This is a genomic window from Methanosarcina mangrovi (assembly GCF_052057765.1).
Taxonomy (GTDB): Archaea; Halobacteriota; Methanosarcinia; order Methanosarcinales; family Methanosarcinaceae; genus Methanosarcina.
Window position 1 is genome coordinate 2957494 of the sequence record NZ_CP195120.1, and the last position, 13933, is coordinate 2971426.

Below are 13933 nucleotides of genomic sequence, written 5' to 3' on the forward strand. Positions count from 1 at the left end.
GTATCCTTAACGATTTTGTGTGTCGCGTGTGAAGTCACTGGCGGTCATACATTTGCCTGACATTTCTTGAATTAGTTTTTCCCTTTCTTCCCTTATCCTTTTCATGTCCTCATCAAATGATTCATGAAGTGGGACGCGTATACACCTTATGGGGCCTTTTCTCATGGTTTTTCCTTCTGTCTATATCCGTGATTTTCCATATTGATTTATTTTTTAAAACAAATATATAATTACACATCATTGGTCATCAGTTAAGTAGTTTGATACTTCTTCACAACTGTATGACGAAGAGCTGAAAATGACAAAGCAAGCTACAATACCAAGCTACAATGTTACGAATATATTTAGTTGAAGATTTGATAAGGTTCTCATGTTATGAGGTCCAGGAGACCTTCATTGTAAACGATATCAGTCGAAGCTTGTATCGAAGTTAGTATCGATTCAGAAATATATCAAAAACAAATAATTGAATTGATCAATAAGAGATTAGTTTGGATCAATCACAAAAACCATGGAAAGTTACATTGGTAAACTACAGTCATCACGACAATCCATTAATTGCAGCTTCCAGGTGGTTTTTCCTTTTACCTTCCCGCATCCTCTATCTCAAACTCAACCCCGCGCCCTTCAAGCTCCTTAATAATCTCTTCCATAAACACGCCCGGTCCCGGGGCATGACTGTGGTGGAACTCTTTTGACTTTCCGGGTTCGCCGCCTACGCTTGTTATATATACGCCGCAGGAGGGGCTTTTGGGGACTCCGATAATCCTGAGCTTTATGCCGTTTGCTGCGAGGTCTTCGAGCATGTCGGCAAGGGGGGTGAAGATTTTGCGGCAGAAGCGTCTGTAGGCGGGGTGGTCGAGCTGGTCTTTCGTGATTTCCCGGCGCCTCATTCCCAGGTACATGGATTCGGGGCAGGGGAGCTGGATTATGTTTGCGCCTTTCGGGTCGACGGGAGTGGCGGGTTTTGCTCCTTTGAGTCTTGCAAGGGGGTTGAGCAGGCAGTGGCCCAGGACGAGGATTTCTTTAGGGGAGTCGTCTGTTTCGGGGTTTTCGGAGTTTTCGGGGAGCATGTATTTTCTGGGAAATACGGGGTTTTCGGGGGTTCTGGGATTTTCCGGAGCTGCGGAATTGTCCGGGGATGTGGGGGATTTGTAGGTTTCCAGCTTTTTCATGGGATCACCTGTTGCGTCACCTGTCGTTTTTCTTTTTGAGGATTGCTGTTTTTACATGTACGGAGATGAGAGATTATATATTTATCTTCTGCATATGTATCCGAAAAATGGTATATGTGAGCCTGCAAACGAACCCTGCTTTTGCAGTCAGTCAGGACATGGCTGTTGAAGGGGATGCAGAGCCGCTGCCTTTATATTCGGAAGGTCGTGTCACATGCATGAAGATTTTGGAACAATACTGAATAGAGGGTTCAAGACCTGGGTTAGAAATCTAAATATTTGTATTCCATATGTCCTGAATTTTTTTGTCAATTTAATTCTTTATGTTTTTTTCTTCGCCATACTGGGCGTCCTGATCTTTACCTCAGGTTCGGGAAACGTTGTCGACCCTGCCACTCTTTCGAGTGAGGAACTTTACTCCATGCTCGTGGACGGGTTTATGGCCAACATCCCGGCCTCGGTGGCTGTAATTCTTGGATTTTTCCTGCTTGGCATGTTCCTGCAGGCCTTTTTCATGGCAGGAGCAATCGGGATGGCAAAAAAGGCTTCCGAAACCGGGGATACCGTAATACCCGACATGATAAGGTTCGGTTCGAAAAACACTGTCAGGTTTTTCCTTGCAAACCTGCTGGTGACCCTGATTATTCTTGCAGGCATCGTATTCGTAGTGCCTGGAGCCCTTACAATAGGAGACCTGAGCGGGCTGATCGAAAACCCTGCAGCAACTGTACAGGGCATGGGCACACTTGTCTTAGGAATCCTTGCCTGGGGAATCTATGCCCTGGTCATGAATATCGTCCTTTCCCTTACCCCTTATGCCCTCGTAATCGACGAACTTGACCCTCTTGACGCTATAAAAAAAGGTTACAGTTTTTTCAAGGAGAATAAACTCGATGTTTTCTTCATCTGGATAATTGTAGTCGGGCTGGCTTTCATCAATGGTCTGCTCGGGGAGCTTTTGGGCTCGGAAAGCGCTCTGGTCTCAGGTCTTACGTATTTCGTCCCGATCATCATACTTCAGCCGCTTGCCACTGTCCTTTGGACGCGCCTCTACCTGACCATGGAGGGAAGGGAGCTTTATAGCCCTTATGAACTGCTTTCCGATCCCGATGGGTTCTGAAAGGCTCCTGAAATCCGAAAATCTATTTCATATTTTCTTTCTTCTTGTTTTTTCTTGTTTTCTTTTTTTCTTATTTTTTAGTGCTCCATCATTAAGCCATTGGCCTATTCGGGGTTCCGGAAGAAATCTCTCAGTTTTTCTCTCTGCGTACAGGAGATTTTTAGCGGACTGCAGGCAGAAAAGATATATTTCAACTGAATTGAACTCACAGCTCAATAAAAGGATTTATTCCGGGGAGCATTCTGCCAATAAAGCTCTTCATCTGACCTGGATCCCTCTACAGAAACCGGGGCAGTTGGCAGTAAATCCTCCAACTTCCTCTTCTTAGAGGATAATTATGAACCTCATAATACCGATTATAAGGCTTGTTACTTAATGCATTTTGTCAAAACTGTCAAAAAATTTCGGAATGATAGGCAGCCCGGAGAAGTAATCAGGTCCAGACGTATCATTAATCACATTTATGTATTAATGTCAGTATATAAGTATGAATTATAATTTTGTGTAATGCTATTACACCTATCCTTGTTACCGGATTTTGGGACCGAGACGCACGATCCGGGATCAAATGACAACTCAGTACTTTAGCTTCGGGGGAACCAGTCTGTTCTGGGATGAAGCATATAAGGGCACGCCGCCGTGGGATGTCGGTCATCCCCAGTCTGCTTTTGAAGGCCTTATAAAGAGCAGAGAGATCAAGCCCGGGAGGACTCTGGATATCGGGTGCGGCCGGGGAGACAATGCTATAATGCTGGCTATGAGCGGCTGCGATGTCACAGGTATAGATATAGCTAAGAGTGCAATTTCCGACGCAAAGGAAAAAGCTATGGAAAAGCGCGTTAAGGTAAATTTTGTTGTGGGGGACATACTGCAGATGGACCGGCTTTTCAGGAAGGATGAATTCGATATTATCATCGATTCCGGCCTGTTTCACACAATGACGGATGAGGAAAGGCCAATTTTTGCGCAGCAGGTACACAGGGTACTCAAGAAAGACGGCAAATATTTCATGCTGTGTTTCTCCGATAAGGAGCCTGGCGGATATGGGCCCAGAAGGGTCTCAAAAGCCGAAATAGAGAATACTTTTACGCCTCTTTTCAATATAATGTATATAAAGGATGCGACTTTTGATTCGCATCGCGGTCCGGGAAACACAAAAGCTTACCTTTTATCGGCTGTCAGGAATTAATTAGGACAGAAAAGTATTTTTTAAATATTATAAAGTGAGAAATTGATCGCCCTATCAAAGAGCTCCTTCCAAGTCTGCAAAGGGTCAAGGGTTTTTCAATTTCACTTTTCCCGATAAACATTCTTGGGAAATAAAACAGACCGCTGACAGGAAAAATATATTTCAACTTAATCGAACAAGAAGGTAAAGTTTTCAATTTGTTTTTATCGGGCCAGTTTCGGACAGCTTTCCTGAAAAAACATTTGATCAAGATGTTTTCACTTTAATTAGAAGTGCAGCGTTATCAAATGATCATATTTCCACCTCCCACAGCCCAGGATATCGGCGAATGAATCCTATCCGGGTCACCTCGAGCATTGCAGCGTAGTTCAGGCCAGGTGCCTCGTACCAGTGTACCTTGTCACTGTTCATCGCTCATAACGCTGTGGCAAAACCTCAGAGGTACCTGCTGACACGTCAAGCCGCAAGGCAGGCATGTCTGCCGCTTGACATTATCCGGAACGAGCCTGCATAATGGCACCAGATTGGTGGCGGGAGTGAACCCAATGTCCAGACCGATTCAATCCTTAAGATCTGGAGCGGTCACACCATTGAGAGTACACGTGCCCCCTGCCTTCCGCAGGATACTGAGCTCGACAGACTGCACCTGATCCAGCCCTGCACGTATCCCCGCTCTGCGTGCCAGCTAAAATCGCATATGGCCCGATAAGCAAGACGCGCAGGAATCCTGTTCCGGCAGAAGACAGCCATACCGTCAAGAGTCCTGTCGGAATCGCTTATTTCCAGGCAGCAGGCATATGTCCCGGGGTATCGAGCCGCCCCCAGAGAATAAAGGCTGCCGTCATTTCTTTGATTCCTCCATCCGCCAGGTGCCTCTGCTCAACCGCTGCTTTCAGTCGACTGCAGTGAAATATCAGGTTCAGATTAAAGATTCACCAGTGTTTTGAAGCCACCGTAAGCCATACGCCTGTAATCAAATAGATCCGGTTCGCCTGACTCCATCATTTCTTTCATCCTGGGATCGTCCATAACTGCCGCATTCACCCGGTCTCTATGCTCTTTTGATTCAAAAACAATCCATGAAAATATTACGGTTTCTTCTTCAGAGGTGTTAGCTGCCTTTTTGAAAGAGACCAGTTCTTCAATATCCAGGTCATCCCCTACACATTCATAATACTCCAAAGCACCAAGCTCTTTCCAGATTTCACCTGCTTTTTGAGCAATTTCTCTGTATTTGCTTACTTTGCCTTTAGCGATAGGAATCAAGAATCCGTCTACATATCTTCCCATATTCTCACTCCTTTTCCTCTGAGCTATATCTTAACGAAGAGATCAGGGGCATTTTTGATCCCGACAAAAGGCTAAATGCAACCCCTTGCTGGATATTTACTCTTTTCCTTTTGATAGCTACGGTCTCTTTATTGCCACAGGTATTATTTTAATTCCTCCGTAACTATTTAGCGTATCTAATATCTGTCGACAGATGCTGATTAAGAATAATCTGAAACATTTAATTGCCAATCATGTAAAACTGAAAAAAATCAACAGCCATCAGTTAACGAAAACAGGAAGCAAAATTGAGCACACTTCTGGCAGGAAAACATATTTCAATATAGTAAGCAGCTGATGGGAAAGAGTATATTGGGAGTCAGGATTTATTAAGAAAGTGAAAAAAGAAAGAAGTGTTGAAACAAACTCGGTTGCACAAATAACACTTAGCATCTGCAAACACTTAGAATCTGCAGTTTTCTCCAGGCTTCCTGTGCTCGGGAAGACACTCCCTGCAGTAGACAGGTCTTTCCGAGTCCGGTTTGAAAGGTATTTCGGCTTTAATACCAATCAGCCCTCTCAAATCAGAGAATACTCCCCGGACCTTGCTTGAAGAGGAGATAATACTGCCGACCGGAATTCCACTCAACGCAACTCATAAATAACTTTAACCTTCAAAGGCTATAATTGCCATGGTTGACAGATCACACTCTCACATGCGGTACGAAAACATTGCCGGAGCACTCCTGTTCAGTGCAGGCGTGCTGGCTTTCCTCGGGATTATCACGGCTGAGACCCTCTATCCCGGATACAGCACATCGCAGAACATGATAAGTGACCTTGGTGCAACCGAACCGCCCAACAGTATTATCATACAACCGGCTTCAAGCATATTCAGTGCTTCAATGGCTGTTACCGGCATCTTAATCATCTTTTCTGCCTACTGCATCAATCAAGCATTTCGGAAGCGAACAGTTACTGCTCCCATGGCCTTATTCGGGATAGGAGTCCTGGGAGTTGGGATCTTCAACGGGAGCTATGGAGCCATACACGGAATTTTTGCCCTTATGGCTTTCGTTATGGGAGGCATATCCGCAATTGCAGGTTCCGGAATCGAGAAAACACCGCTTAATTATTTCTCAGTCATACTCGGAGGGATAGCCCTTCTTGACTTGCTTCTCTACTACATCATGGGAAATGCAAGTCCCTTTGCAGCCTTCGGCCTCGGAGGACTTGAGCGCTGGATTGCATACCCGATCCTGCTCTGGGTCACGGGTTTTGGAGGATACCTGATGGGATACTCGAAGGGATGAAATAAGGCAGGCAGTTATAATAAGAATTTATTATAGAAAAGCGCACACCTTTAAATAAGAATTTATTATAGAAAAGCGCACACCTTTAAGGTTCCAGGTCTCCTCAGAGGTTAAATTTTTTCTTTGTGTTCGCAATCAAGCTCAACTGAGGAGATTCAATATCATTTTCACTTTTTCCCGTATCTTTTTGATTGCTAGTTTATTGTTATAAGCTCATTTATAGCCCGTAATTTATGGACTTATCTACTTTTTGGTGGTCCCATATTAACCGGTTGATGTATCTGTATATCCGAAACTGGGATCTTTTGTTTTACTGCTACCTCTTACAGGGCTGAACCTGTCAAATCTGCGACTCTAAAAGAAACAGGTAAGTTATAACGCCTTCTGGAGAAACTGAATTCAGCACCGTATTTCCTGTCCTCAGAATACTTTCTCCTGACGCCGGGAGCCTTATTAAATCCCACAGATAAATATAAGCGCCTCCGCCAGCTTGTCTGGCGGCCCTTCACAAAAAAGAAGAAAAAGCAAAAAACAGGAATTATAGGGCCTTCAGGTCACTTTTACCGGTTAGTTTTTTTACGTTCCATTAATTTATTTTCGCTAGCTTTTATAGACCTTCTTTGTTCTTTTTAGTCTATTTGGGAAAGACCGCTCTCCTGCGTCGAGCGGGACAAGAACGACTCGATATAGAGAGTAACATTGTATGGGGAAGAAATCTTAATTTAGTTCGGCTGAGTGAAGCGCCTTCTCTAATCTATAAAGTAGTCTGCTTGAGCGCAGTTTACTACTTTATCCCAAAATTGGCTCTCTTGAGCGAAGCGAAAAGGGCAGCGTACTGCAGAGCCGCAACTCTGCTGGCGAAACTCGGGTGGGTCAGAATCCAGGAATTTAAGTTAGACATTGTTTTTTTCAAAAATATCAACCATGTAAAGGTGGCCCACCCACCTTTTAAACCATATGCATATTCTGAGTATATAGAATTCAGGTTTTTATGATAAGTCGAAAAGTACTGGCAATTGTGTTATGAATTTTGAAATATAGATAAATACATTTGATTTAGTAATACTTAGTTATATAATATTATCAGTTTGGTAATACAAAAACTCAAAAAAATAACATTTAAATACCTTAAAATTATAGATAGATTTGGGAGCATAATATTAGAAAATAGTAAAAAACGATCATGATAACCTGCACAGGTGGTGTTTATAAAACTGAAAGGACTGAAGTAAAAAAATTATAAAGTGTCCCACTCCAGGAATTAAGGCTACTATTTTTTGATGGAATGCAAAATTGCATAGCATATGTGAAGAAGAATTCAGGGTATTCCAGCATCTATTAATTCCTGGCAAAGTAGTCTACCTTGAAGTAGAGAACATTATCTGCAAAGAGAAAACCGGTTTTCGAGAAGACGAAAAGGGTAAATTTTTAATGACCACAGAATCAAGCGAATAAGTCTGTAATATACTGTCAAGTTTGGCAAATTCTTGCGTTACAGAACTATTTTGAGAGTGGTAAGGATTAATAATCAGAGAAATAGGAAAAAAGAGGTGCAAACATGCAAGTAAAAAGTATGGAGGATTTTAATAAACTGGAAAAGCCAAGGGTCCAAAACATTCCAGGTTTTTATGGAGCAAGGCTAATTGAAGGTATTGTTATAAAGGATACTAAATTGTTTAGCGATGAGAGAGGCTTTTTGACCGAGCTCATACGTTTAGACGATGAAGATATGAAAGCACAGGATATCAAACAGATAATTGCTTCCTATTCTTACCCTGGAATGATAAAAGGCTGGCATCTTCACTCTAAACAGGAAGATCACCTGTTTTGTGTAAGTGGAATGGTAAAAGTTGTCTTATATGATTACAGAGAAGACTCCCCTACATATAAAGTTTTGAATGAAATTTTTATGGGGGATAGGTACCCACGTACGGTTTATATCCCACCAGGGATCTTTCATGGTACAAAAAATGTAGGCAATGATGTATCTGTAGTAATAGGAATGCCTTCCCTACTCTATGACCCTGAAGATGTTGACGAAAGACGGGTCAATCCCATTTCCAATAATATTATTCCCTATAATTGGAACTGCAAAATGGAATGAAGCAGATCAGAAAACATCAACGATGATAAAAATTTTTATTTTTTTAGATATTTAAGAAACCATTCAAAATAGAATAGAGGACTGATAAGCAAGGTCTGATAAGCAATATCCATTAAAAATATCTTTATGGAAAGATAAAAACCAAACATTAAATTCTGCAAAAAACATGCACAAAGGAATGAAAGTGCTTTTCAAATCACAGTACTTTCATTCCAAATAAAATAAGGCTGAAGGGAATCCTCTTCGGGATAGATATTATGTTTCATTAATGAAGTATAGACATTTAAGTTTCATTAAAGGGATATGGATTTTTATCTAAATATGGTTTTAAGACATAGTTTTAGACATGGTTTATATCTTTTAGATAAACGACATCGTGGCAGATCCTTTTAATTAAATTTTTTTCATGACTTACAACCAGTACTCCGATATTCATTTTTTCAACCACGTCCAGAACGATATTCCAGATTTGAGCCTGGGTAATAGCGTCTACCATTGTTGTTATTTCATCAGCGATTAAAAATTTGGTTTCGGGGCTTAAAGCCCTTGCAAGGGCAAATCGCTGAAGTTCTCCTCCTGAAAGTTCATTGGGCCACCGGTTCAGCCAGTTCTTTTTTATCCCAAAGGAATCTAAAATATCCTGGGGAACAATGTGTCCCTCATTCAAAATATCTTTCATTTTCCATTTGGGGTTTACGGCTTTCTCCGGGTGCTGAAAGACAAGCTGGACCGGATTATAGCCTTTTGAGGGGATTTCTTTTCCGTCGAGACTTACCTTCCCCTGATAATTATTTTCGTACCCTGCCAAGATTTTACACAGGGTTGATTTGCCGCTTCCGCTGTCCCCTATGAGCCCCAGTACCTCTCCACGACCTAAAGATATATTCACATTATTTAAAATCAAATTTTCTCTTTTATACCCGAAACTGAGATTTTCACATTTAAGAGACATTATTGCACCTCACCCCGCCTCCGTTAACTATTTTAAATTGAGGAACCCCTTTAGAACAGAGCTCATTCTTTTTGGAGCACCTTTCATAGAAAATACATCCATCAATGACTTCATCCTGCATTGGCTGGTGCCCTTTAATTGCCTGGAATTTATTCTGGGGAAGGGCATTCCAGAGAGCCCGGGTGTAGGGGTGTCTTAAATTTTCCCCGTTATTTTTAAAATCCTCAACATTGGCTACTTCCAGAACCGTCCCTGCATAGAACACTGCAATTTTATCCGAGATTTTTAATGCAGCTTCGATATCATGAGTGATGAGTATAACTGCACATCCCCTGTTTGCCATGTCTTTGAAGTAACTCAGGGTCTCGTTCAGGGTTTTTTCATCCAGGCCCGGAGTCGGTTCGTCTGCAATTACGAGCCTGGCAGAACTCATTACGGCAGTAGAAACCAGAACTCTTCTGGTCATCCCTCCCGAGAGCTCATGGGGAAACATTCTCTCTACATCCGGTTTTAAATCGTATTTCCGGAAAATGTCCTGCTGGAGCTTCTTCATTAAACCTTCGTTTTCCTCATCAACAGAGCCTATTACCTGATTTGAGATCCTCATTAAAGGGTCCAGGTAGGTTGTGGATTGAGGGACCAGAGCTATTTCTTTTCCCCTGATTTCTTCTTTTACCTCCTGAGTGAGGTTTTTGCCATTATATTCCATTTTCCCGGCGAGTCTCGCATTTGAAGGCAAAATACCTAAAATTGCATGGGCGAGAAGACTTTTACCGGATCCGCTTGAGCCAACTACGGCTAAAATCTCGCCTCTGTAAGCCTCTATGCTCAAATTGGCGATTACTTTTAACTCAGTTTGCCTGAGTCCGGAAGTATATTGAATGAAAGAAAGAGAAATTTCTTCTACTTTTAATAGAGGTTCGGTCTCCTTCCTTCCTTCATTGTAGACTTCAGTTTTGTTTCCCATATTGACACCATTCAGATCTTATTTTATTTTCGTGAGCACTTATTCATGAGCACTTATTCATGAGCACTTGTTCATGAGCACTTATTCATGAGCACTTATTCATGAGCATTTATTCATGAGCATCTTTTGGATCCATCAATTTCCCCAAATTTTCTCCTATCAGGTCAAAGGCTAGGACTACAATTAGCAGGGACAGGCCCGGGAAGAATGCAAGCCACCAGTATCCTGCCGAGAGGTACCTCATGGACTCCGAAAGAATTATACCGATTGCCGGTTCGTGAGGAGAAAGTCCAAAACCCAGGAATGTGACTGAAGCTTCATGCAAAATAGCATGGGGAAACAGCAAAATCGTACCCAGCAATATCTGGGGAATCAAATGAGGCAGGATATGTTTTGTAGCTATCCACCACTTTGATTTTCCAAGATTTCTGGAGATATGGATATATTCCTGGGTTTTTAGCTGCTTGATTTCTGCCCTTACAACCCTGGTCAGGCTTGTCCAGTGCGTTAAGGCAACCCCCGCAATAACCCCTGCTGCTCCTCCCCCAAGACCTATGGAAATCAGGATTATTAAAAGGAGGTGCGGGATTGAAAGAAACAGGTCTACCAGCCAGGATACGAAAGAGTCCGCTGTTTTCCCCGCACTTGAAAGCAATCCTAAAATTACGGTCAATATAGCACTGATAAAGGATGCAAAAGCTCCAACCACTATACTTAAACCCAGCCCCTCCAGAGTTCTTGTCAACATATCCCTTCCCATCCAGTCCGTCCCAAAGGGATGTTCCAGGGAAGGAGCAAGGTTTTTGGAGCTAAAATCAGTAGGTAGCGAGTCCCCTTCTACAAACAGGCTGGAAACCACAATTGAAAGCAGCAAAAGGGACGTGAAGCCTATTATCAAAAGAGTCTTTTGCCTTAAATTCAGTCCTCTGAATACCCCTTTGTTCACTGTTACAACAGCGGTACTCATATCGTTTCCTCCTGCTGCTTTATCCTGGGGTCTATGAATTCATATATAATATCAGCAATCAGGTTTCCAAAAAATACAAACACGGCACTTATGAGCACTATCCCCAGAAGCAGCGGCACATCAGACCTTAATCCTGCCGCTACTGTTGCCTGCCCTATCCCGGGATATGAAAATACCTGTTCGACCAGAACTGCACCTCCAAACAATTCACTGAAGCTTAAAAACTGCAGGGTAATAGCCGGAAGGGCAACATTTCTAACCCCATGCCTTAAAACCAGGTCCAGGCCTTTTTCCCCTCTTGCCTTTGCAAATAAGACATAATCGCTGGACATAACTTCTGTTAATTTTTCTCTGGTAAACATTGCAATCTGGGCAACTCCAAGTAAACTCAAAGTCAGTGCCGGGAGAATCAAATGCTGTATCCGATCAAAGAATGTCACGTTTTCGGCCGTAACTCCTATGGGCACACTTAAACCTATAGGAAACCAGCCTAACTGCACTGAAAATATCATCAAAAAAATCAGAGCCAGCCAGAATGTCGGAGTGGCGGTTAAAATGTAACAGTAGGTTTTTATTGCTCTATCAAACAGGGTCCCTTTATGCATTCCGGCCGCAATTCCTAAAACGAAGCCCAGAACTCCCGAAATCAGCCACGAAGATGCCATCAGAACCAGAGACGCTGTAAATCTCTCTTTAATCACGTCCGTTACAGGTATCCTGTAAATCAACGAGACTCCAAAATCTCCTTTGAGCAGACTTCCGGCCCAATTCAGAAATTTCTCCTGCGGAGGTGTGTTAACTCCCCAGTATTCTTCAAGTTTAGCTTTGTGCTCCGCACTCACCGACATCTCCCCAAGATAAGCTCGAACAGGGTCTATAGGCGAGTATTGAATGAGCATGAAACTTACAAAAGAAACTACAAGCAAGAGGCTTATTAGCCGGAGAATTTTCTTCCCTATAAAGCCCGATATTTTTGTATTTTCTGACACGTTATTCCCTCAAACACAGATATAATATAACAACTAGATTTCACATCAAAGGCATATATTAGTAATAATTGACCAAATTTTCACACCCAGGAATTGAAAAATAGGCTTCTGCAAGCATTAACTTCCGTAAGCATTCTTTGATTATCTCCTGCTCATCCTGGCTTAAGGAAAAAATGTAAAATGAGTAATATACACCATATTTAATGCAATATATTACTCACCTGAAGTCGAACCGGATTCATCTATTCTTGTCCACTCATAGATATTTCCTAAAATATCTGACCCGGCATTCTGTTGTGGAGTCCCGACATCCAGGGTTTCGTCCACAGCGTACAGATAATCCATTGTGACCAGCCATAACCAGGTTGCATCTCCTGCTGGCCCGTAACCGGTGCTTCCATCGTATGCAGCCAATTGCCAGTATTTTGTGGCCTGCTTCTGATCTGGCGACCTTAGAGCCGATTCCAGATAACCGTCCACAGCAGGATTACTATAAAGTCCCGGATTCCTGTAAGTATCATCGGCTTCTTTACTGTGGTATTGCTGATATAAATTGAAGGTATCAATGCTACTGTAAGCATATAAAACGGCTGAACTGTACTGGTTTGCGTAGATTTCATCCCAGTTTGTGCCTACAAGGTTTATTTTTATACCCATTTTCCGGGCCTGTTCGCTTACAGCCACTGAAAGAGCCTGCCTTACCTGGTCCGATGAAGAATAGTATAGGTCAAACTCCGCTTCAGTCCCATCTTTTTCCCGGATCCCGTCACCATCAATATCTACCCATCCTGCGGCTTCAAGGATTTTTATGGCTTCTTCGAGATCTGAGTCGGGGACTCTGGCTTCAGGATTTCCGAATTCCCGCTGGTCCACTCCGGTATATTCCACATCTCCTTTTCCGTACAATACTCCCTCAAGTATGGCTTTTCTGTCGATCCCAGTGTTTAAGGCTTTTCGAACTGCTATATCGGCTGTTACGTTATTGCCTATCGGATCTCCCTGAAGGCTTCTATTGCCGGTATTATTCTGCATCGGGAAAGAGACTCCGAAGGCCCTTGAGGAGGGCAGAGGGACTAAACTGTATCCGGAGATGGTTTGATTTACGTTGCTGATTTCAATTTCAGCTATGTCTACTTCCCCGGACTTTGCAGCTGCAAATGCGGTATCTTTATCCAGGAATAACATAGTTATTTTTTTGAAGTATGGCTCCCGTCCGTAGTAATCTTCGTTGTATTCAAATATCGCCTGCTGTCCCCGGTCCCACTGGACCAGTTTATACGGGCCTGACCCTACCGGATTGCGCCCGTAGGTCTCTTTTTCATATGCACGTTCCGGCACGATTCCGATGTACCTGAGCCGCCATATGAAGCTGGATTGAGGCTCTTTTAATTTGAATTCGACTGTCGTATCGTTTATTGCCACAGAACTTTCAAGATTACTCATATCCAGTTCGGAATTACTTCCAACTGCAGTATTGAAGGTAAACGCTACGTCGCTTGCTGTTAATTTTTCCCCGTCTGTGAATTTGACATCATCTCTTATATTTACGGTCCAGGTCCTCCCATCGGAGCTTACAGAGTAACCTGTAGCAAGATCATTAATGATACTCCCGTCATCAGCTGATTTAAAAAGAGTACTCTGGACCAGCGGCTCAAAATTTACGTGCCCGCACCCCCATCCCAGAAGAGGATCAAAGCCTGCTTCCGGTTCACCTGTGTGCGAATATACGTTTACCACCAGTTCATCGGGAGCTCCGGAAGCCGAGCTAACAGGCTCCCCGGCTGACATAAAAACAAAAATAAGCGCCAGAATTACAACTACCATCCCTATCAGCAAATATTGCTGGTTTTTTTTAATTGAAATCCCTCCTCTTTTTTATGCACAATCA

General features: G+C 42.8%; 13 protein-coding genes and 1 pseudogene. 6 read left to right on the forward strand and 8 right to left on the reverse strand.

All coding sequences use genetic code 11. The annotated features are described in order from the left end of the window. Positions 1 to 584: 584 nt before the first annotated feature. On the reverse strand, positions 585 to 1175 hold the full coding sequence (locus ACSAZL_RS13135) for a hypothetical protein (RefSeq protein WP_440945096.1): 591 nt from the start codon (positions 1173 to 1175) through the stop codon (positions 585 to 587). Between the two features lie 214 nt (positions 1176 to 1389). Here ACSAZL_RS13135 and ACSAZL_RS13140 point away from each other — a divergent pair, with 214 nt between their 5' ends. The 3 genes from ACSAZL_RS13140 to ACSAZL_RS13150 all read left to right on the forward strand — a co-directional run bounded on the left by ACSAZL_RS13140 (position 1390) and on the right by ACSAZL_RS13150 (position 4393). Next, positions 1390 to 2295 (forward strand): DUF7847 domain-containing protein, encoded by a 906-nt coding sequence (locus ACSAZL_RS13140; protein WP_440945097.1) that lies wholly within the window; start codon positions 1390 to 1392, stop codon positions 2293 to 2295. 568 nt (positions 2296 to 2863) lie between these two features. After that, positions 2864 to 3484, forward strand: coding sequence for a class I SAM-dependent methyltransferase (locus tag ACSAZL_RS13145; RefSeq protein ID WP_440945098.1), 621 nt, complete (start codon positions 2864 to 2866; stop codon positions 3482 to 3484). 678 nt (positions 3485 to 4162) lie between these two features. Beyond that, positions 4163 to 4393 carry a hypothetical protein gene (locus tag ACSAZL_RS13150; protein ID WP_440945099.1) on the forward strand — a complete coding sequence of 77 codons (231 nt, stop codon included), beginning with the start codon at positions 4163 to 4165 and terminating at the stop codon, positions 4391 to 4393. 15 nt (positions 4394 to 4408) lie between these two features. On the opposite strand, the gene ACSAZL_RS13155 is transcribed toward ACSAZL_RS13150, so the two are convergent. Both ACSAZL_RS13155 and ACSAZL_RS13160 read right to left on the reverse strand, forming a co-directional pair. Next, a complete protein-coding gene (locus ACSAZL_RS13155) occupies positions 4409 to 4774 on the reverse strand; it encodes a DUF1428 domain-containing protein (RefSeq protein WP_440945100.1) in 366 nt (121 codons plus the stop codon). Positions 4775 to 5216: 442 nt separating this feature from the next. Further along, a pseudogene (locus tag ACSAZL_RS13160) lies at positions 5217 to 5321 on the reverse strand (CxxC-x17-CxxC domain-containing protein); the annotation flags it as partial. 124 nt (positions 5322 to 5445) lie between these two features. Between ACSAZL_RS13160 and ACSAZL_RS13165 the strand changes: the two are divergent. From ACSAZL_RS13165 to ACSAZL_RS13175, 3 genes are all read left to right on the forward strand, one after another. After that, positions 5446 to 6066 (forward strand): DUF998 domain-containing protein, encoded by a 621-nt coding sequence (locus ACSAZL_RS13165; protein ID WP_440945101.1) that lies wholly within the window; start codon positions 5446 to 5448, stop codon positions 6064 to 6066. 1293 nt (positions 6067 to 7359) lie between these two features. Next, the gene (locus tag ACSAZL_RS13170; RefSeq protein WP_440945102.1) at positions 7360 to 7521 is read left to right on the forward strand and encodes a hypothetical protein; all 162 of its coding nucleotides are present in this window, start codon (positions 7360 to 7362) and stop codon (positions 7519 to 7521) included. A gap of 103 nt (positions 7522 to 7624) precedes the next feature. Beyond that, positions 7625 to 8170 carry a dTDP-4-dehydrorhamnose 3,5-epimerase family protein gene (locus ACSAZL_RS13175; RefSeq protein WP_440945103.1) on the forward strand — a complete coding sequence of 182 codons (546 nt, stop codon included), beginning with the start codon at positions 7625 to 7627 and terminating at the stop codon, positions 8168 to 8170. Between the two features lie 340 nt (positions 8171 to 8510). On the opposite strand, the gene ACSAZL_RS13180 is transcribed toward ACSAZL_RS13175, so the two are convergent. The 5 genes from ACSAZL_RS13180 to ACSAZL_RS13200 form a co-directional block, all read right to left on the reverse strand. Continuing rightward, a complete protein-coding gene (locus tag ACSAZL_RS13180; protein ID WP_440945104.1) occupies positions 8511 to 9122 on the reverse strand; it encodes an ABC transporter ATP-binding protein in 612 nt (203 codons plus the stop codon). Further along, positions 9112 to 10089 carry an oligopeptide/dipeptide ABC transporter ATP-binding protein gene (locus ACSAZL_RS13185; protein ID WP_440945105.1) on the reverse strand — a complete coding sequence of 326 codons (978 nt, stop codon included), beginning with the start codon at positions 10087 to 10089 and terminating at the stop codon, positions 9112 to 9114. Before ACSAZL_RS13185 ends, ACSAZL_RS13180 begins: the two co-directional genes overlap by 11 nt. A 109-nt stretch (positions 10090 to 10198) precedes the next feature. Further along, positions 10199 to 11056, reverse strand: coding sequence for an ABC transporter permease (locus tag ACSAZL_RS13190; protein ID WP_440945106.1), 858 nt, complete (start codon positions 11054 to 11056; stop codon positions 10199 to 10201). After that, entirely contained in the window at positions 11053 to 12045 is a 993-nt protein-coding gene (locus tag ACSAZL_RS13195; RefSeq protein WP_440945107.1) for an ABC transporter permease, read from the reverse strand. The genes ACSAZL_RS13190 and ACSAZL_RS13195 overlap by 4 nt, the downstream gene beginning before the upstream one ends. A 213-nt stretch (positions 12046 to 12258) precedes the next feature. Further along, a complete protein-coding gene (locus ACSAZL_RS13200; RefSeq protein WP_440945108.1) occupies positions 12259 to 13869 on the reverse strand; it encodes an ABC transporter substrate-binding protein in 1611 nt (536 codons plus the stop codon). Positions 13870 to 13933: the final 64 nt, after the last annotated feature.

Coding starts and splice junctions, on each gene's coding strand:
- ACSAZL_RS13135 (WP_440945096.1), bottom strand. CDS start 1,175: ATGAAAAAGCTGGAAACCTACAAATCCCCCACATCCCCGGACAATTCC.
- ACSAZL_RS13140 (WP_440945097.1), top strand. CDS start 1,390: ATGCATGAAGATTTTGGAACAATACTGAATAGAGGGTTCAAGACCTGG.
- ACSAZL_RS13145 (WP_440945098.1), top strand. CDS start 2,864: ATGACAACTCAGTACTTTAGCTTCGGGGGAACCAGTCTGTTCTGGGAT.
- ACSAZL_RS13155 (WP_440945100.1), bottom strand. CDS start 4,774: ATGGGAAGATATGTAGACGGATTCTTGATTCCTATCGCTAAAGGCAAA.
- ACSAZL_RS13165 (WP_440945101.1), top strand. CDS start 5,446: ATGGTTGACAGATCACACTCTCACATGCGGTACGAAAACATTGCCGGA.
- ACSAZL_RS13175 (WP_440945103.1), top strand. CDS start 7,625: ATGCAAGTAAAAAGTATGGAGGATTTTAATAAACTGGAAAAGCCAAGG.
- ACSAZL_RS13180 (WP_440945104.1), bottom strand. CDS start 9,122: ATGTCTCTTAAATGTGAAAATCTCAGTTTCGGGTATAAAAGAGAAAAT.
- ACSAZL_RS13185 (WP_440945105.1), bottom strand. CDS start 10,089: ATGGGAAACAAAACTGAAGTCTACAATGAAGGAAGGAAGGAGACCGAA.
- ACSAZL_RS13190 (WP_440945106.1), bottom strand. CDS start 11,056: ATGAGTACCGCTGTTGTAACAGTGAACAAAGGGGTATTCAGAGGACTG.
- ACSAZL_RS13200 (WP_440945108.1), bottom strand. CDS start 13,869: ATGGTAGTTGTAATTCTGGCGCTTATTTTTGTTTTTATGTCAGCCGGG.